This window comes from Pedobacter sp. TM02 (assembly GCF_059705275.1).
Genome location: NZ_AP046530.1, coordinates 200,778 through 218,315, shown reverse-complemented (window position 1 = coordinate 218,315; position 17,538 = coordinate 200,778). Strand labels below are relative to the sequence as shown.

Here is a 17,538-nt window from a genome sequence, read left to right as displayed (position 1 = left end):
CCATGATCCAAAAATATCGCCAAGCATTTAACGCCGCCTTTACGGCCGAAAAATATCAGCAGTTTTTACGGGAGCTCGGAAAAGGATTTCCAGAAATTCCATTCCGGGTAGCAGAAACGCCTGTTTTTATACCAGCAGCGCTTCAACAAAAGCTGATTGCCGCGGGCGAAGAGATTATCGCACTGATTAAGCAACCCAACTTTAAGGAACTGACCCAAAAATCGATTCCTGCCGAGTGGAACGTACCCCATGAAACCGGTCATCCGCATTTCTTGACTTTCGACTACGGCTTATGCAAAGACGAAAACGGTGAAGTGGTACCCATGCTGATCGAAATGCAGGGCTTTCCTTCGCTATATGGCTTCCAGACTCACCTGAGCCATACCTTTAAACGTATTTTCGCACTTGATGAGCAACTGAGCCCTTACTTTAATGGCTTAACCCAGGCTACCTATTTCGAACTACTCAAAAAGGTAATCATCGGCCAGCATGAGCCTCACCAAGTTGCCCTGATGGATCTGGATGCCCCGAACCAAAAAACGGCCATCGACTTTTTTGTAACCGCCGAACATCTGGGCATACCGGTTTTGGCACTGGAAGAAATCAAAAAAGAAGGCAGGCAGCTCTTTTACGAAAAAGACGGGCAAAAAATCCAGCTGAAACGGATCTACAACCGCTTGATTTTTGACGAGATTGGCCAAAATACGGCAATTTTCGAGCAATCCTTCGATCCTCGCGAAGAACTGGACATCGAATGGATTACCCATCCCAATTGGTTCTACCGCATCAGCAAATACACCATGCCTTTCTTGCAGAGCAAGTTTGTACCCGAAACGCATTTTCTCCATACCTTGAAAACCATACCCCCCGATTTGGAAAACTATGTGCTCAAACCCCTGTTTTCTTTTGCCGGCATGGGCGTCATTATCGATGTAACCTCAAACGACGTTGCACAGATCAAAGATCCCGAGAATTGGATACTGCAGCGAAAGGTAACCTATGAACCAGTTATCCAGGCACCCGATGCCGGCGTAAAAGCCGAAATCAGGATGATGTACCTTTGGCCCGAAGGCGAAGAGCCCCAGCTGTGCATTAACCTGGCCAGGCTAAGTCGTGGCAAAATGATTGGCGTCCGTTACAACAAGGATTTCGACTGGGTTGGCGGTACGGTGGGGCTGATGGAAAATCAAGACTAATTGTTTCATTAGCCCTTAGCTTATTACCTACTCAGAATTGCTAACTGAAAACGGGTTCATTCAATCATTCTCTCACCCAAGCCTTCAATCATTAACAAATTTGACAGTAATCTGAACCGGGCTTCATAAATAATCGTAATTTTGCATCTATGGATATTCAGTTTATCTTAATGATCGTGGTTTTTATCGCCGCGCTGTTTTACATCGGCCGATTGATTTACCGTTCCATTTCTCCAAAAGCTGGATCTTGCGCTTCGGGCTGTGGCAAATGCGGCGCCAACTTCTCTAATATTCCCGAGCCTAAAAAATAAGCCACATGCTGGAGAAATTTCAAGCCTACCTGCAAGAACGATTAGCCATTACCAACGAGCAGGCCAAGGAGGCCGTGAGCTGTCTCAAAACCAAAAGCTTTAAAAAAGGTCAGGTTGTTTTAAGTCCGGGCGATTTGAAATCAGATTCCTATTTCATTAACAGTGGTTTGTTGCGCTGCTTTTCCATCGACGAAAAAGGCAAAGAACACATCATTCAATTTGCACCAGAAAACTGGATGATTTCTGAAAGGAACAGCGCCGTGTTTAACGAACCTTCTTTCTTTTATATCGATGCCATAGAAGACACCGAAGTGGTGGTAGTGAAGAAAGATTTTTTTCCGGCCATCCAATACGTCGTGCCCAAAATACTGGAGCTTAACATCCTGATGTTGCACAATTCGATCCGCTTTATGCAGAAAAGGATCAACATGTTGCTGGGCGCAACCGCCGAAGAGCGCTACCTCGATTTCATCAAGCTCTACCCCAACCTCACCCTGCGTGTACCGCAATGGATGATTGCCTCCTACTTGGGCATTACGCCAGAATCGCTGAGCCGCGTACGCAAGGATTTGGCCAAAAAGCATTTCAAATAGTCGGAAGTCTGATTGCTGATGACAAATAGCTGGTGTACCCTAAAACCATCACCTCAAAAACCCCCACCGAACCAACAAACAATCCAACTCCCGAATTACTTAACATACATCAATGTGGGAGCAAACTAGCCACCTTAACTTTGTGTTATCAAATTTAAACAACTTAAAAAACATAAAGTTATGGCAACTACTCAATGGACATTGGATCCAACCCACAGCGAACTTCAGTTTAAGGTAAAACACCTGATGATTACTACTGTTACCGGCAGTTTGAAATCTTTCTCATCAGAATTAACTTCAGAAGGCGACGATTTTTCTAATTCGTCTATATCTTTTAAAGGAGATATAGATTCTATCGATACCGGCAACAAAGACAGGGACAACCACCTAAAAAGCGCCGACTTCTTCGATGCCGAAAAATTCCCAACTATCGAATTTACTTCTACCGCAGTAGAAAAAGACGGCGACGACTACATCGTTAAAGGGGATTTAACGGTTAAAGGCAATACCAAACCCATAAAATTAACTGCCGAATTTGGTGGCATTGCAACCGACCCTTGGGGCAACACCAAAGCAGGCTTCACCTTAAGTGGCAAAATCAACCGTGCCGAATTTGGCTTAACCTGGAATGCTGCCCTAGAAACCGGTGGCGTAATGGTAAGCGAAGACGTAAGAATTTTAGGCGAACTCCAGTTCGTCAAACAAGCGTAAGCAAACGCGTTGAGCGTACCACGATAAGTAAAAGCGTTTGGGGTTTATAACACCAAACGCTCGACGCAAAACTCTAATCTTTTCAATGATGGAAGCAAATGTAAAAAAAGTAGCAGCAGTGTTAAATCCACCTGCACCACACATGGTAGGTGATGGTTTTAGGGTACATAATTTCTTTCCTAGTGGCTATCGACTGAACATGAGTCCGTTCTTTATGCTCGATTACAATGCGAAAATCGAATTTTCTGCCCGTAACGAACCTCGTGGGGTTGGTGTACACCCGCATCGCGGCTTCGAAACCGTAACCATTGCCTATCATGGCGCCGTGGCACACCACGACAGTGCGGGCAACTCGGGTACGATTTATCCCGGCGATGTACAATGGATGACCGCGGCCAGTGGCATACTCCACAAAGAATACCACGAAGAAAGCTACAGCAAAAAAGGCGGTCCTTTTCAAATGGTGCAGCTTTGGGTAAACCTGCCTGCTCAACACAAAATGAGCACGCCAAAATACCAGGGCGTAAAACAAAGCGATATGCAAAAATTGGTCTTGCCCAATGAGCAGGGCATCATCGAAGTGATTGCAGGCGATTACCAAGGCACCAAAGGCAGCGTAACTACATTCAGCCCCATTGAAATGTACAATGCCCGGCTGAACAAGGGAGCCCAAGCCGTTTTCAGCTTTCCGGCCCATTACAACACCGCTTTTGTAGTGATAGAAGGCAGCATTAAAGTAAACGGAACAGAACAGGCCAACACCAACCAGATGGTTTATTTTGAAAACGAAGGCGAAGAGATTGAGCTGGAAGCTTTAGAAAACAGCATCGTTTTGATACTGAGCGGCGAGCCCATCAACGAACCGATTGCGGCTTATGGGCCATTCTTAATGAACAAGCCGGAGGAAATACAACAAGCCATAGCCGACTACAACGAAGGCAAATTTGGCTATCTCGAAGACTAAATTACCTTGATGGTTTTTTAAGAAGTCGGCCATTGCATAGGGCATGGTCGACTTTTTTATGATAGCCGAATTAATCCTCGTCTACAAAGTAGTTGATTTCCAGAAATCGATCAAGCGCGGTTCTGTCGCCTTTCTTGGCCTTCATTTCTTTTAAAACACCTCCAACCTTGAGCTTCTTTTCGGGCAGTTTTTCTTTGCCTTTTTTGTTGCCGATAATGAATGTTTCCGAATGCTGCTCGTCCCTGATTTCGTAAATATCGTATTCGTCAAAAATCGGTACCATCACCAATGCTTTTCCGGCAGGAATAAAGATGAAGCCATTAAGTTCAGCATTCGAATCAATCAGGTGCGGTATGCCGGTAATCACCGTATTTGCACCGGTAATGCCTTTGCTTTTTACCATAGCAGGCAATAGCCATTGCGGCTTATACTTGTTGTAATAGATTTGCAGGTCTTTATCAAACTTCGACACGATGTGCTGCTTGGCATTTTCGTCGAGCGCAGCAATGGCTAGTTCCAAAAACAAGATCGCTTTTTGCTTTTCGAAAAATAGGCCGGCCACTTTCCCTACTTCAGAAAGGCTGACAATCTCATCGTTTGGCTTGGTTAAAACATTATAAAACCTACCGCCATTATCCAAACTGTCAATGGCTTCGGCCGGGCTTTTAAACGTGATGATCTTTTCCATCAATAACAACTATTTTTGCTTAAGGTTTCTGGATCAGGCAAACGGCATAGGCAACCACCCCTTCTTCCCTACCTATAAATCCCATTTGCTCGTTGGTAGTGGCTTTAATAGAAATATCTTCCACATCCATCGCTATTGATTCGGCAATGTTAGCCTGCATCTGCGGGATATGCGGATTTATTTTAGGGGCCTCGAGGCATAGCATGGCATCGATATTGCCGATCTGCCAGCCTTTTTCCTGCAACAGCTTTACCGTTTCCTGCAGCAGTATCATACTACTGATGCCTTTCCAGCGGGGATCGGTATTCTTAAAATGGAAGCCGATATCCCTGAGGTTGGCTGCGCCCAAAAGTGCATCGCAAATGGCGTGCAATAACACATCTGCATCAGAATGGCCATAGGCACCTTTGTGATGCGCCAGGTTTACGCCGCCAATTACAAATGGATGATTGTCTTTTAATTGGTGTACATCAAAACCAAAACCTACCTTGATTTTCATTATTTCGTATTTCCGAAGTTGAACAGCAGGCTAAACCTCAAGGTATTAGCCAGCGGACTTTTTTGTGGATTGGCCAGCAAATAGGCGAAATCCATATTGAAGATATTATATTTTAAACCAGCGCCCAAAGTTACATAACGACGATCGCCCTTTTGCGGCGACTCGTAAAAATAGCCTGCACGAAGGGCAAACTGCTGGTTATACCAATATTCTACGCCGGTGCTAATGCTAATTTCCTTCAGTTCCTCGCTAAAACCACCTGGCGCATCGCTAAAAGAACCAAATATGCCAGCCGGAACCGAACGGTCGGGATCGCGGCCCGAAATAATCTTGCCGTTCGAATCTCTGATTGGCTGGGTAGGCACCATCAGTTTATTGAAATCGAGTGCCAGCGTAAATTGGTTATAATCGTCGATGATCAATGTAGAAGCACCTCCAATTTTCATGTTGGTAGGCAAGAAAAATTTCTCTCCGCCATCAACATAGCCGATCTTGGTTCCGATATTGGAGAAATTGGCGCCTGCCCCTATAATGGCATCCTTGCCAAACATCACGGTCTGTTTTCTGTAATAGGCCGAAACATCAACTGCAAAGGCTTTGCCCGCACGCGTCTGCTGTCCGGCGGCAAACTGGCCCGACGAGAGGTTGGAATAGATAAAGCGGCCTGTGGTGCCCAAGGCAAACTCGTCGCCAAAGCGCCTCGAATAAGTGGCATCAAATGCAAACTCATTCGGGCTGTAAATGCCTAGATCTTGTTGGTTAGCGTCGGTTAGCTGAATTTGGCCCAATGAAAAATAACGCAAAGAACCTCCCAACGTACTCTGGTCGTTGATTTTATAAAAACCACTGATGTAGGCGAGATTGATATCGGGAACCAGACTTTTTAACCATGGACTATAAGAAGCCGAAAAGCCGTAAGGCAATTCTAAAAAGGCCAATTTGGAAGGATTGATGCTCATCGCGTTGGCATCGGGCAGCGCGGCCACACCGGCCTCGCCCATACTGCCCGCCCTGGCATCGGGCGTAATCAGCAAAAAAGGAACCGCTGTTATGATATTGTTAGACTGACTACCATTAGTTTGCGTACCCGGTTGCACTACTTGTGCCTGTAGCCCGGCGCTAAAAAACATGGTTAAAGAAAACATGCCTAAAGCTGTTGCACTAAAGTACTTTAATTTCATCAGTTGAAACAGATATATCAGGCATGCAAGTTAACATAGTGTTTACTAATTTCAAAGCATTAATATATTATATGACTTCTAGCGGGGCAACTTGTTAGCAAACAAACGTATTTTTCAATTAAATGTTGTTATAGCCAATTAAACGCATCAAAATAGGCAAAAAAACCTTCTCGCTTATACTATAAAGCATCGGGGCCGGCACGTGTCCAGACGGGAAGAAAACACCTAATACATTTAGCCACAATAAATTAAGGAAGTTTACGTTTGTAGGTATTGTTCTATTATTGGAGCAAAGGGTTATGCCTGTTTTTTGGAGTTTAACTTATAGGCAACTAAAAAGTAAGATTTTTTTTGGTGGCCCGCCCTTTTTACGTAATTTTAACGGTTAAGTGTTACAAAGGCACATTTTATGAAAAAAACATACTTTTACTCTTTTGCATTCTTGATCAGTCTTACCGTTTTTGCTTCTTGCAAGTCTAAAAACAGCAGTGCGGTATCGAACAAAACCGGATATGCCTACAACAAAAAGGAAAACGGCGGATTCGAGGTGGCAAATAAGTACAAACGTGGCCCAGGGCCAGGATTAGTAGAGATTGAAGGTGGCGAGTTCATCATGGGTGGCAGTGCGGTTGATATTCCGGGCCAAGACATGAGCAACTACAACTACAAACGCGAGGTTACGGTAAGCTCTTTTTATATGGACGACACCGAGGTTTCGAACACCAACTGGTTAGAATACCTGAACTGGATCAAAAGGAACTTTCCTACCGATGCGCAATACTACTATGAAGAACTTCCTGATACTTTGGTTTGGCGTAGTCCGCTTTCGTTTAATGAGCCCTATGTAAACAACTATTTAAGACATCCGGCTTACCAAGACTATCCGGTAGTTGGCGTAAGTGCGAAACAAGCCGAAAGATACTGCGCCTGGAGAACGGATATGGTAAACGAAAAGCTTTTACGCGACAAAGGCTATATGAATTCCTTTGCCATGGTTAATGGCACAGCCAAAAATTCTAACGCCGCTACTGTAACCAAAAAAGACAAGCCTTTCAATACTGATGTTTATTTGAATGGTCAATATGACGATAAGGGACCGAAAGCCATGAAAGATCTAAATCCAGCTGCTACTGGCGCAACAAATGCCACTAATAGCAAAAACGGCCCGACCAGAAACGTAAGATTGGAAGACGGTGTAATTCTGCAGCCTTTCCGCTTGCCTACAGAAGCCGAGTGGGAATACGCTGCTTTGGGCCTCATTGGCAACACCCAATATGAAAACGTAAACGAGAAAAAAATCTATCCTTGGAATGGTTTGGGCATCACTTCAGCCAAGAAAAAAACCAGGGGATTGATTTTGGCCAACTTTAAAAGAAGCAAAGGCGATTACATGGGTGTTGGTGGTTCTTTGAACGATAAAGCTGCTTTTACCCAAAACGTAAAAAGTTATATGCCTAACGATTTTGGCCTTTACAACATGGCTGGAAATGTAAACGAGTGGGTAGCCGACGTATACCGTGCCGCTACTTTCGAGCAGGCCGATGCCTTAAACCCATTCAGGGGTAACCAATTCCAAAACAAAGACAGAGATCCTGTAAACAGCCAATTGAAACAAAACAAATATGGCAAGCCTGAAATGGTAAAAGCCAACTCTGGCGTTAAACAAACCTGGGAAGAGCTACAGGCCGGAAAAGCAGCAGGCACCAACGGCAGCGCGGCCTACAACGCCGATCAACGCGGTTACCGCGACGAGCAAAGTGCTTTGTACGGCATTACTACTTTGGTAAACGATAAATCGAGAGTTTACAAAGGTGGCTCGTGGAACGACCAGGCACAATGGCTAAATCCGGCAGCAAGAAGACACTTGCAGGAAGACGAATCGACCGCGGATATTGGTTTCCGTTGCGCCATGACCATGTTGGGCCCATCAGAAATCAAATCGAGTGGCAAGCCTCAATTCAAGTCAGGCAGGTAATCCTCAAAAAATAACAGGAAGGCCCGAAAATCTAGGATTTTCGGGCCTTCCTGTTCATACACTTACGAAGCTTTTTGAAACTTCGAGAGCGGTCCTAGCTAAAGCTAACGAGCAATTCATTTTTCTCTACTTTATCGCCTTGTTTTACCGCGATCTTCTTAATTACCCCATCGGTAGGCGATTTGATCATATTTTCCATTTTCATGGCTTCGAGTACCAAGAGGCTATCGCCTTTCTTTACCTCATCGCCTTCGCTGGCCAGTACGTTTAGCACTAGCCCTGGCATTGGTGCTTTTACCTGCTGTATTTTATGGGCTGCCAGGTTGTCCATACCCAATTGCTTAAGCAACTGGTCAAACTGATCTTTGATGCTAACCGTATACAAGTTGCCATTTACTTTAACCGTAGCGGTTTTTTCTTCTTTGTTCAGTTCTACAAGTTCTGTAGTATAAGATTTGTTCTGATAAAGCACATGAGCGGTGTTCCCGTTCAAGGGAAAACTATCCAATGTAACTACCTCATGATTGATTTTTAGCGATTGGTTAGTTGCCTCGATCTCAAAATCATACTTGTTGTTTACTTTTACTTGATACATGTTTATTGGGTTAAAGCATATTGCACTAGATTTGCGCCCATTTTTAGCGCCTTGGTCCTACTTTCTTGCGTATCGCTGGGATATGTGCCGTAATCTTCCCAACCATTGCCCAGATCGCATTCGTAGGTATAATAGCAAACCACCCTGCCTTGCCAGATCAGCGCAAAGCCTTGCGGCCGTTTGCCATCGTGTTCGTGTATTTTGGGCAGGCCTGCCGGGAACTTGAATTTCTGGTTGTACAGCTTATGGTCGGCGGGCAGTTCTACAAAGCTCAGCTCAGGAAAAACCTTTTTCATTTGGGGCCTGATAAACTTGTCGAGCCCATAATTATCGTCGATATGCAAGAAGCCCCCACCGATTAAATATTTTCTCAGATTAGCCGCTTCCTGGTCGTTAAAAATCACGTTGCCATGGCCGGTCATGTACACAAAAGGAAAATTGTACAGTTCGGCACTGCCCACTTCCACAATGCCTTCGTCTGGCGCAAAATTAGTATTGATATTTTTATTGCAGAATTCGATGAGGTTAGGCAAAGCTGTTCGGTTGCCATACCAATCGCCACCCCCACTGTACTTCAGCTTACCCATTTTATAGGTTGGGGCGTTGAAGCCGGTAAGGGAAACCAAGACCGAAAAACCCAAGATTAAAGGCAGAAGGTTGAAGGTTGAAAGTTTAAAGTTTAAAGCGGAAGGGCCAAAGACCAAAACCCAAAGTGAAACCGCAATGCGCTTAAGTGACTTGCCCAAATCGTAAATCGTAGCTCGTAAATCGTAAATCAGGTTCATCGGTTGATATAGTTAAGCTCGAAACAGGCATACAAGGCTGCCGTTTCCGTTCTCAGGCGCGTTTGTCCTAAAGTTACGGGTTTGTAGCCATTTTGCAAAGCGAGCTCCAGCTCTGCAACCGTAAAATCACCTTCAGGGCCAATCAGCACCACATACGATTGGTGCGGCTGTACCAAATCTCTAGTGTAGGTTTTATCGCCATCCATGCAATGGGCAATCAGTTTATTGGCCGAGGTTTCCTTGTTGAGGAAATCGGCCAGCGCCATAGTTGGATTTAGCCGCGGATGATAGGCTGTAAGCGATTGCTTGACCGCCGAAGTAATTACTTTATCGAGCCTTTCTTCCTTAACCACACGTCGTTCGGAACGATCACAGATGATCGGTGTAATTTCGTCAATGCCAATTTCTGTTGCCTTTTCCAAGAACCACTCCAAACGGTCGATGTTTTTAGTAGGCGCGACGGCAATATGCAGGTGATGGTTACGTTTGCCATAATCCTGCTGGCTGCTGATTACTTTTAAATCGACATGCTTTTTGTTGACCGAACTAATTTCGGCTTCGTAAAAACCACCACGACCATCGATAAGCTGCACAACATCGCCTACACCCAACCGAAGCACCTTGCTGCAATGTTTGCTTTCTTCTTCGTTAAGCGTATAATGGGCCGATGCAATATCTGGTGTATAGAAGATATGCATAATGTGGGGGATTAATGGTTATCAACCATGTCGCTTTTGCCAATAACCAGCTCGAGCTTGATGGTTTCGATATTTTGTTCCGTTTTTTTAAGGATGGTGAAAAGGTAGCCATAGCATTCTTCGCTATCGCCAACCTCCGGAATTTTGCCAAAGGCATGCGAAACCAAGCCACCTACGGTATCAAAATCTTCGTCTTCGGGCAAATCGTGTGGCAAATGCTCGTTTACGTCGTAAACCGTGGCATAGGCATTAATGATAAATTCGGTATCTGAAATCTTTTCAACGGTTGGCTTTTCCTCGTCATACTCGTCTTGGATCTCGCCCACAATCTCTTCCACAATATCTTCGAGCGTAACCATGCCTGCCGTACCGCCAAACTCGTCGATGACGATGGCAATTTGGATGCGTTTTTGCTGCAGTTCGCTCAACAGGTCGTTGATTTTCTTAGTTTCAGGCACAAAGTAAGGCTTCCTGATGATATCGGTTAAAGCCCACTCCTTTTTACCCGCCAACAATGGCAAAATATCTTTGGCATGCACAATGCCGATAATCTTATCGATGATCTCATCGTAAACCGGCATACGTGAATAGCCTTCGGCAATGATCTTTTGTACGACTTCTTCTTTCGGCGTATCCAGCTCGATACTCGATATTTTGGTCCGGGGCACCATGATGTTTTTAACCACGCGCTCGTTAAAATCGAATACGTTTTTAATCAGTTCGTGCTCATTGGTATCTAAGGCGCCGCTTTCCTTGCCCTGATCTAACAGGTACTGCAGCTCTTCGGTACTGTGTAAAGATTCGTGCCCATCAGCCGTATTGATGCCAAACAGCTTAAGTACAATCCTTGCAAAACCATTGAGCAACCAAATGAAAGGCCTACCAATAAAGTAGAAACCCTGTAAGGGCAAGGCAATAAACAAGGTGGTAGCCACCGGTCGCTGGATAGCCAATGATTTTGGCGCCAACTCGCCAAATACGATGTGCATAATGGTAATGATAGAAAAGGCAATAACCGTTGATGCCGAGCTGATAAAGGTTTCGCTCATGCCCAAGTTTTGCAAGCCATCGTGGATCAAGTCGTGCATCACACGTTCGCCCACCCAGCCCAAGCCTAGCGAAGCCAAGGTAATGCCCAATTGTGTAGCGGCCAGATAGCCATCCAAGTTATGGATGATATGCTTGGCCATTTTGCCTACACGGCTTCCAGATTTTGCCTTGATCTCAATTTGGGAACCCCGAACCTTAACGATAGCAAATTCTGCGGCCACAAAAAAGCCGTTCAGCGCAACTAAAAAGAAAGTCCAGAATAGATCCCAGCCCATTAAGCTAATTTTCCAAATGTTTTGTTATATAATTCGATGCTCTCATTAATTACCTTATGAGCGTATCGCACCCCTAGCAGGTGTTCAATTGTTACCTTTTTCTCTTCTAAAGCCTTATAATCCTGAAAGAATTTTACAATTTCCTTCATGGTATGTGGTGGCAGTTCGTGCAAGTCGTTGATATAGTTTACCGACATGTCATTTTTGGCTACTGCGATAATCTTATCATCCTGTTCGCCATTATCCACCATGTGCATCACACCAATTACCTTGGCTTCGATGATGGTCATTGGATACACATCTACCGAGCACAGCACCAAGATATCCAGGGGATCGTTATCATCGCAATACGTCTGCGGAATAAATCCGTAGTTTGCCGGATACATCACCGAAGAGAACAACACCCTGTCTAGCTTGATCAGGTTAGACTCTTTATCGATTTCGTATTTTGCTTTGGAACCTTTAGGAATTTCTATAATTGCATTCACAACCTCCGGTGCGTTTTTGCCCGGAGAAACACTATGCCATGGATGATAGCCGTCTTTACTCATTTTTCTTCTTCATTCTCTGTTTCATCTGTCTCTCCAGCGCCCAAAACCTGCTTTTTCACAAAGGTAATAATCAGCGGAATGGTGGTGATGACAATGAAACCTATTATAATATAAACCAAATATTCTTCAATTTGTGTGGCAAACTTCCTGCCCAAAAAATATCCCAACAAAGTTAAGGATGCTATCCATAATATTGCGCCAACAATGTTATAAAGTGCAAACTTTTTTACATCGAGCTTAACAACGCCTGCAAAAATAGGTGCAAACGTGCGTACAATCGGCACAAACCTGCCCATGATGAGGGCAAAAGCACCTTGTTTGCGGTAATAGCGTTCGGCGGCAACCAAATACCTTTTCTTAAAAAAGAAGGTATCTTTGCGGTTGTACAAAACCGGACCTGTTTTGCGACCGAACCAGTAACCTGTAAAATTGCCAAGGATGGCTGCGGCACAGAGCCCCAGCACCAGCACGGTAATATTGACATCGAGCCTGCCTGTAGCTACAAACATGCCTGCCAAGAACAACAGATAATCACCAGGTAAAAAGAAACCGAAGAAAAGCCCGGTTTCGGCAAAAATAACGAACAATACCACATAAAATCCCCCCTCTTTGAGCAGTTTTTCAGGGTCTATAAAATGCTGTACTGAATTCCAGAATTCTTGCATAGTTCAATTATTCGTAAAACTACAAATAATAATCTATATCGTTATGCTATATCAAATTTAAAATAAGCGATGGATAAACGCCTAATAGCAAGGTTACGATAACGGCAAGTACCAATACGATTTTATACTGCGACGGCGCTTCCAAAGAAATTTCTTCGCCTTCTTTAAAGTACATGGCAATAATTACCCTAAAATAGTAGTAGAAACCTACCAAAGCGTTTAAAATGGCAATAACCACCAAAACTACCTGATAGTTGTCCATTACGTTCATAAACATGAGGTATTTGCCCATAAAGCCGGCGGTTAGCGGTATACCTGCCAGCGATAGCATGGCAACCGTTAAGGCAAAAGCCACCAAAGGGTTCTTTTTGCCCAAGCCATTAAAGCTGTCGAAAGTATCGCTGCCTGTTTTTTGCTTCACCATGATCAGCACGGCAAAGGCAATGATGCTGGCAAAAGTATAGGCTGCCGCATAAACCAATACGTTATTGGCCGAGTTTGGTGTCAATACCACCAAAGAAAACAGCAAATAACCGGCATGCGAAATACTCGAATAAGCCAACATGCGCTTGAAGTTCTTTTGGTAAAGGGCGGTGATGTTGCCGATAAATAGGGTGAGCACGACAATGCAGGTTAGCACAGGCGTCCAGAAATCGTGCAAAGGCTCAAAAGCATTGCTAAACAACCTCAAGAAAGCCGCAAAGCCAGCGGTTTTTACCACGGTCGACATGAAGGCGGTAATGAGCGATGGTGCACCCTCGTATACATCCGGTGTCCAGAAATGAAAAGGCGCCGCACCTACTTTAAAGCATAATCCAATCATGATCAGGATCACACCCGGGTAGAATAGCGTAGAAACCGCATTGTGCTCTACCAAATATTTGTTGATGACTTCGATATCAAAAGATCCGGTAGCGCCATAAATCAGGGTAATGCCGAACAACAAAAATCCGGTCGAAAAGGCACCCATCAAAAAGTACTTCAGCGAAGCCTCGTTAGAGGCAAAATTAAGCTTGCGAATACCTGCCAGGATGTACAAGCTTACCGACATGATTTCCAAACCGATAAACAACATAGACAGGTTCTGGTAAGATACCATGATGATCATGCCCGACAAAGCGAACAAAATCAGTGTGAAATATTCGGCTACGTTATCGCTGCCTTCGGTAAAATAGCGTTGGGTAAGCAAAAAGATCAAGAAAGTACCAATAATGCTGATGGCGCTAAAGGCCAGTGCAAAATTGTCCATTTTCATCATGCCAAAATAAGTTGTCGGATTATTCCAGGCACACAGGGTAAAGCCCAAGGCTACAAGCAAACCTACCAAGGTTAATGGCAACAAGGCTTTTTTTGCTTTGAACAAACCTGCATAAAGTACTACTAATGCCGTTACGGCAATGGTTATAATAATGTTCATGTTTAGTTTAACCCTGTTAATTTTTGATTGACTTGTTCTAATAAATGTTGTACTGAAGCTTCCGATAATTGCAATATTGGCTTAGGATATACGCCCATTACAATGATAAGTGCACAAATGATATACAACACCACTTTTTCTGTTCCTTTAATATCTGTAAAGTCGATGGTGAGGCTGTTGGTTTCGCCCAACATTACCTTTTGATACATCCTCAGCATATAAACAGCGCCGAAAATAATAGTCAATCCGGCTACAGCCACCATCCAAACATTATATTGGTAAACAGACATCAGTAATAAAAACTCGCCCACAAAACCATTGGTTCCTGGCAAGGCTACCGTGCCCAAAACAATGATGAGGAAAGTAATGGCTAGTTTTGGAGCCACTTTGGCCAAACCGCCTAGTTCATCCACCTTGTTGGTTTTCAATTGCGACGAAATGATGTCCAATACAAAGAACAAACCTACTACGTTGATACCGTGGCTCAGCATCTGTACCATCGAACCTTGCAAACCTTGCGTATTTAGTGCAAAAATACCTGCCGCAATCAAGCCTACGTGGCCAATTGACGAATAAGCGACCAAACGTTTGGCATCTTTTTGCGTAAAAGCTATTAAGGAGGCATAGACGATACCGATAACAGACAAAATCATGGCCAGATTGGTCCAGTCTTGTACGCCTTGCGGCACAACCGGCAATAGCCATCTGATGACGCCATAAATACCCATCTTCAGCATGATACCTGATAAGAGCATCGTACCGGTTGCCGGAGCTTCGGTATAGGTATCTGGCTGCCAGGTATGGAATGGGAAAATAGGCATCTTAATGGCAAAAGCAATAAAGAAGGCCCAGAATACCCAGCCCTGCTGCGTAGCATCGAGTTGGAGCTTATAAAAATCGGCGATAGCGAAAGTATGTGCCGGATTTTGCAGGTACAGGTAGATCATGCCCAAAAGCATGAACAATGAACCCGCAATGGTATACACAAAAAACTTCATGTTGACCTTGATGCGGTCTTTGCCGCCCCACATGGCGCAGATGAAATAAATCGGGATCAAAGCCGCTTCCCAGCCGATGTAAAACAAAAATGCATCAAGCGAGGTAAACACCAGTAAAAGTCCGCTTTGCATAAAAAGCACCAAAGCATAAAAAGCGTTGCTGTTTTTATAGTCGTGCTTAAAGCTGGCCAAAATGATCAAAGGCATCAAAATATTGGTCAGTAGCACAGTAATCATACTGATGCCGTCGATGCCTACATGAAAACTGATTCCAAACTCTTTAATCCAAGCACAGTTGATTACAAACTGTGTACTGGCATCGGGCGTAAATTTGCACAATAAACCTATGGTTGTTGCCAGCGAAAGGATGGAAAACACCAAGGCCGTTTGCTTAGCGGTTTTTTTGGCTAAAGCAGCTGTGACAATGGCACCAATTAGTGGTAAAAATATAAGTATTAAAAGTTCCATTTATTTTGTTTAGCCAATGTTAAGAGATGGATAAATAGGTGTACAACAATAAGGCAATGATACCGAACACCATCATAAAGATATAAAAGCCTACATTTCCAGATTGCAACAGGCGAAGGTTTTTGCTGCCTTCGGTAGCCGTCCAGCCCAAGCCGTTTACCAAACCATCGATTACTTTTTTATCTACAATACGGTAGAAGAACTTGGACAAAGCATCCAATGGTTTTCTGATGATCGTATCATAAATCTCGTCCAGATAAAATTTGTGGTAAGACAATTTGGCCAATACCGATCTTTTGCCCTCATCGGCAACAGGGATATCAGCATTTTTCACATATTTTACATAAGCAAAAATCAAGGCAATAACGGCAGCGCCTACAGAAGCGCCCATGAGGCCGATTTCTGTGCCATGATCTAAGCCCAATTCTTGTGGGGCAATACCTGCACCAGCCAACCAATGCGCCAACCATTCGTTACCTCCGGCAAAATGCGGCAAGTTGATCAGTCCCCCGATGGCCGCCAAAATGGCCAACACAATTAACGGGAAAGTCATAACACCTGGCGACTCATGCACATGGGTTTCTTCGTGGTGCGTGCCCCGGTATTTGCCAGAGAAAGTCAGGAACATCATCCTGAACATGTAGAACGAAGTTAGGAAAGCGGTAAGCAAACCTACGCCCCAAAGTATCGGACTGTGCTCGAAAGTATGGGCCAAGATTTCGTCTTTAGAGAAGAAACCCGAAAACGGTGGCAAACCTGCAATGGCAATGGTACCGATCATCATGGTAGCAAAGGTGATTTTCAATTTCGACCTTAAGCCACCCATGTGGCGCATATCTTGCTCGTGGTGCATGGCGTGGATAACCGAACCAGCGCCCAAGAACAGCAAGGCTTTAAAGAAAGCATGTGTTAACACGTGGAAAAACGAGCCGGTGTAAGCACCAACGCCCAAACCCAGGAACATATAGCCCAATTGCGATACGGTTGAATAGGCCAATACTTTTTTGATATCTGTTTGGGTCAAAGCAATCAACGCCGCGATCAAAGCAGTTGCGGCACCTATAATGGCGATAATATTTTGGGTAATTGGGGCCAAATCGAACAATACGCTCGAACGGGCAATCATGTAGATACCAGCAGTTACCATGGTAGCGGCGTGGATCAAAGCCGAAACTGGGGTTGGACCAGCCATCGCATCAGGCAACCAGGTAAACAAAGGCAACTGTGCCGATTTACCGCAGGCACCGATAAACAATAAGATGGTAATGGTAATTATAGTCGTATCGTTAGTAACAAATTTAGAGGCTTGGGGGAAAATCTGTGCAAACTCGGTGCTGCCAAAGGCGTTTACCAACATAAATACGCCAATCAAAAAGCCCAAATCGCCAATACGATTCATTACAAAAGCTTTTTTGGCCGCGCTTGCATAGCTTTGGTTGGTGTACCAAAAGCCGATAAGCAGGTAAGAACACAAACCTACGCCTTCCCAGCCGATGAACATCACAATATAGTTTGAACCCAGCACCAAAATCAACATGAAGAAGATAAAGAGGTTCAAATAGCTGAAGAACTTGCCAAAACCGGCATCTTCGTGCATATAGCCAATCGAATAAATATGGATCAGAAAACCGATACCGGTAATGATCAGCAGCATCACCGAGCTCAACGGATCGAGCAGGAAAGCCAATGGGATGTGTACCTTGCCCGCGCTGATCCAGTCGAAAAGTACTACATTAATCTGTTTTTCGGCACTGCCGCTCAATTGAAAAAATAAAACTACGCTGAGTACAAAAGAGGCCAATACCACACCGCTTCCGATCAAGCCAACCAGGCTTTTGCTGAACGTATTTCGGCCAAGGCCATTAATTACGAAGCCTAAAAGCGGAAGCAAAGGAACCAGCCAAAGTAAATTATTCAT

18 protein-coding genes are annotated in these 17,538 nt (G+C 44.3%); 6 read left to right on the top strand and 12 right to left on the bottom strand.

What is annotated here, in order from left to right:
- Positions 1 to 2 precede the first annotated feature (2 nt).
- The 5 genes from AC6H1S_RS01010 (at position 3) to AC6H1S_RS00990 (ending at position 3,775) form a co-directional block, all read left to right on the top strand.
- The gene (locus AC6H1S_RS01010) at positions 3 to 1,196 is read left to right on the top strand and encodes a hypothetical protein (RefSeq protein WP_497564796.1); all 1,194 of its coding nucleotides are present in this window, start codon (positions 3 to 5) and stop codon (positions 1,194 to 1,196) included.
- Positions 1,197 to 1,345: 149 nt separating this feature from the next.
- Positions 1,346 to 1,507 (top strand): FeoB-associated Cys-rich membrane protein, encoded by a 162-nt coding sequence (locus tag AC6H1S_RS01005; protein WP_199138167.1) that lies wholly within the window; start codon positions 1,346 to 1,348, stop codon positions 1,505 to 1,507.
- Between the two features lie 5 nt (positions 1,508 to 1,512).
- Positions 1,513 to 2,100, top strand: coding sequence for a Crp/Fnr family transcriptional regulator (locus tag AC6H1S_RS01000; protein ID WP_199138169.1), 588 nt, complete (start codon positions 1,513 to 1,515; stop codon positions 2,098 to 2,100).
- A gap of 180 nt (positions 2,101 to 2,280) precedes the next feature.
- Positions 2,281 to 2,811 carry a YceI family protein gene (locus tag AC6H1S_RS00995; RefSeq protein WP_199138171.1) on the top strand — a complete coding sequence of 177 codons (531 nt, stop codon included), beginning with the start codon at positions 2,281 to 2,283 and terminating at the stop codon, positions 2,809 to 2,811.
- Positions 2,812 to 2,896: 85 nt separating this feature from the next.
- Positions 2,897 to 3,775: a pirin family protein gene (locus tag AC6H1S_RS00990; RefSeq protein WP_497564795.1), complete on the top strand. Its 879-nt coding sequence runs from the start codon at positions 2,897 to 2,899 to the stop codon at positions 3,773 to 3,775.
- 70 nt (positions 3,776 to 3,845) lie between these two features.
- Here the strand turns inward: AC6H1S_RS00990 and AC6H1S_RS00985 are convergent, their stop codons facing one another.
- The 3 genes from AC6H1S_RS00985 to porV are packed head-to-tail and all read right to left on the bottom strand — an operon-like array spanning position 3,846 to position 6,143.
- On the bottom strand, positions 3,846 to 4,463 hold the full coding sequence (locus tag AC6H1S_RS00985) for a hypothetical protein (protein ID WP_199138175.1): 618 nt from the start codon (positions 4,461 to 4,463) through the stop codon (positions 3,846 to 3,848).
- A 19-nt stretch (positions 4,464 to 4,482) separates the two neighbouring features.
- Positions 4,483 to 4,962, bottom strand: coding sequence for a 2-C-methyl-D-erythritol 2,4-cyclodiphosphate synthase (gene ispF / locus AC6H1S_RS00980; protein ID WP_497564794.1), 480 nt, complete (start codon positions 4,960 to 4,962; stop codon positions 4,483 to 4,485).
- A complete protein-coding gene (porV, locus tag AC6H1S_RS00975; RefSeq protein ID WP_497564793.1) occupies positions 4,962 to 6,143 on the bottom strand; it encodes a type IX secretion system outer membrane channel protein PorV in 1,182 nt (393 codons plus the stop codon). The genes ispF and porV overlap by 1 nt, the downstream gene beginning before the upstream one ends.
- Positions 6,144 to 6,552: 409 nt before the next feature.
- On the opposite strand from porV, the gene AC6H1S_RS00970 reads away from it, so the two are divergent.
- Entirely contained in the window at positions 6,553 to 8,118 is a 1,566-nt protein-coding gene (locus AC6H1S_RS00970; RefSeq protein WP_497564792.1) for an SUMF1/EgtB/PvdO family nonheme iron enzyme, read from the top strand.
- A 94-nt stretch (positions 8,119 to 8,212) separates the two neighbouring features.
- On the opposite strand, the gene AC6H1S_RS00965 is transcribed toward AC6H1S_RS00970, so the two are convergent.
- From AC6H1S_RS00965 to nuoL, 9 genes are read right to left on the bottom strand one after another with little or no spacing between them, the layout of a single operon-like run.
- Positions 8,213 to 8,713, bottom strand: a complete 501-nt coding sequence (locus AC6H1S_RS00965; protein WP_199138179.1) for a biotin/lipoyl-containing protein — start codon at positions 8,711 to 8,713, stop codon at positions 8,213 to 8,215.
- Between the two features lie 2 nt (positions 8,714 to 8,715).
- Positions 8,716 to 9,498 (bottom strand): DUF4159 domain-containing protein, encoded by a 783-nt coding sequence (locus AC6H1S_RS00960; RefSeq protein ID WP_497564791.1) that lies wholly within the window; start codon positions 9,496 to 9,498, stop codon positions 8,716 to 8,718.
- Entirely contained in the window at positions 9,495 to 10,196 is a 702-nt protein-coding gene (locus AC6H1S_RS00955) for a 16S rRNA (uracil(1498)-N(3))-methyltransferase (protein ID WP_497564790.1), read from the bottom strand. Before AC6H1S_RS00955 ends, AC6H1S_RS00960 begins: the two co-directional genes overlap by 4 nt.
- A gap of 11 nt (positions 10,197 to 10,207) precedes the next feature.
- A complete protein-coding gene (locus tag AC6H1S_RS00950; protein ID WP_199138183.1) occupies positions 10,208 to 11,521 on the bottom strand; it encodes a hemolysin family protein in 1,314 nt (437 codons plus the stop codon).
- Positions 11,521 to 12,072 carry an inorganic diphosphatase gene (locus tag AC6H1S_RS00945; protein WP_199138185.1) on the bottom strand — a complete coding sequence of 184 codons (552 nt, stop codon included), beginning with the start codon at positions 12,070 to 12,072 and terminating at the stop codon, positions 11,521 to 11,523. The genes AC6H1S_RS00950 and AC6H1S_RS00945 overlap by 1 nt, the downstream gene beginning before the upstream one ends.
- Complete coding sequence (locus tag AC6H1S_RS00940; RefSeq protein ID WP_199138187.1) at positions 12,069 to 12,737, bottom strand: DedA family protein; 669 nt, start codon at positions 12,735 to 12,737, stop codon at positions 12,069 to 12,071. Before AC6H1S_RS00940 ends, AC6H1S_RS00945 begins: the two co-directional genes overlap by 4 nt.
- Before the next feature lie 46 nt (positions 12,738 to 12,783).
- A complete protein-coding gene (locus AC6H1S_RS00935) occupies positions 12,784 to 14,154 on the bottom strand; it encodes an NADH-quinone oxidoreductase subunit N (protein ID WP_199138189.1) in 1,371 nt (456 codons plus the stop codon).
- Positions 14,155 to 14,156: 2 nt separating this feature from the next.
- Positions 14,157 to 15,620, bottom strand: coding sequence for a complex I subunit 4 family protein (locus AC6H1S_RS00930; RefSeq protein ID WP_497564789.1), 1,464 nt, complete (start codon positions 15,618 to 15,620; stop codon positions 14,157 to 14,159).
- A 19-nt stretch (positions 15,621 to 15,639) separates the two neighbouring features.
- A complete protein-coding gene (gene nuoL / locus AC6H1S_RS00925) occupies positions 15,640 to 17,538 on the bottom strand; it encodes an NADH-quinone oxidoreductase subunit L (protein ID WP_497566012.1) in 1,899 nt (632 codons plus the stop codon).

Excerpts from the sequence above, each read along its gene's own strand:
- AC6H1S_RS00945 (WP_199138185.1), bottom strand. The coding sequence starts at position 12,072 with ATGAGTAAAGACGGCTATCATCCATGGCATAGTGTTTCTCCGGGCAAA.
- AC6H1S_RS01000 (WP_199138169.1), top strand. The coding sequence starts at position 1,513 with ATGCTGGAGAAATTTCAAGCCTACCTGCAAGAACGATTAGCCATTACC.
- porV (WP_497564793.1), bottom strand. The coding sequence starts at position 6,143 with ATGAAATTAAAGTACTTTAGTGCAACAGCTTTAGGCATGTTTTCTTTA.
- AC6H1S_RS01010 (WP_497564796.1), top strand. The coding sequence starts at position 3 with ATGATCCAAAAATATCGCCAAGCATTTAACGCCGCCTTTACGGCCGAA.
- AC6H1S_RS00995 (WP_199138171.1), top strand. The coding sequence starts at position 2,281 with ATGGCAACTACTCAATGGACATTGGATCCAACCCACAGCGAACTTCAG.
- AC6H1S_RS01005 (WP_199138167.1), top strand. The coding sequence starts at position 1,346 with ATGGATATTCAGTTTATCTTAATGATCGTGGTTTTTATCGCCGCGCTG.
- AC6H1S_RS00970 (WP_497564792.1), top strand. The coding sequence starts at position 6,553 with ATGAAAAAAACATACTTTTACTCTTTTGCATTCTTGATCAGTCTTACC.
- AC6H1S_RS00965 (WP_199138179.1), bottom strand. The coding sequence starts at position 8,713 with ATGTATCAAGTAAAAGTAAACAACAAGTATGATTTTGAGATCGAGGCA.
- AC6H1S_RS00940 (WP_199138187.1), bottom strand. The coding sequence starts at position 12,737 with ATGCAAGAATTCTGGAATTCAGTACAGCATTTTATAGACCCTGAAAAA.
- AC6H1S_RS00985 (WP_199138175.1), bottom strand. The coding sequence starts at position 4,463 with ATGGAAAAGATCATCACGTTTAAAAGCCCGGCCGAAGCCATTGACAGT.
- AC6H1S_RS00935 (WP_199138189.1), bottom strand. The coding sequence starts at position 14,154 with ATGAACATTATTATAACCATTGCCGTAACGGCATTAGTAGTACTTTAT.
- AC6H1S_RS00960 (WP_497564791.1), bottom strand. The coding sequence starts at position 9,498 with ATGAACCTGATTTACGATTTACGAGCTACGATTTACGATTTGGGCAAG.
- nuoL (WP_497566012.1), bottom strand. The coding sequence starts at position 17,538 with ATGAATAATTTACTTTGGCTGGTTCCTTTGCTTCCGCTTTTAGGCTTC.
- AC6H1S_RS00955 (WP_497564790.1), bottom strand. The coding sequence starts at position 10,196 with ATGCATATCTTCTATACACCAGATATTGCATCGGCCCATTATACGCTT.
- AC6H1S_RS00990 (WP_497564795.1), top strand. The coding sequence starts at position 2,897 with ATGATGGAAGCAAATGTAAAAAAAGTAGCAGCAGTGTTAAATCCACCT.
- AC6H1S_RS00950 (WP_199138183.1), bottom strand. The coding sequence starts at position 11,521 with ATGGGCTGGGATCTATTCTGGACTTTCTTTTTAGTTGCGCTGAACGGC.
- ispF (WP_497564794.1), bottom strand. The coding sequence starts at position 4,962 with ATGAAAATCAAGGTAGGTTTTGGTTTTGATGTACACCAATTAAAAGAC.
- AC6H1S_RS00930 (WP_497564789.1), bottom strand. The coding sequence starts at position 15,620 with ATGGAACTTTTAATACTTATATTTTTACCACTAATTGGTGCCATTGTC.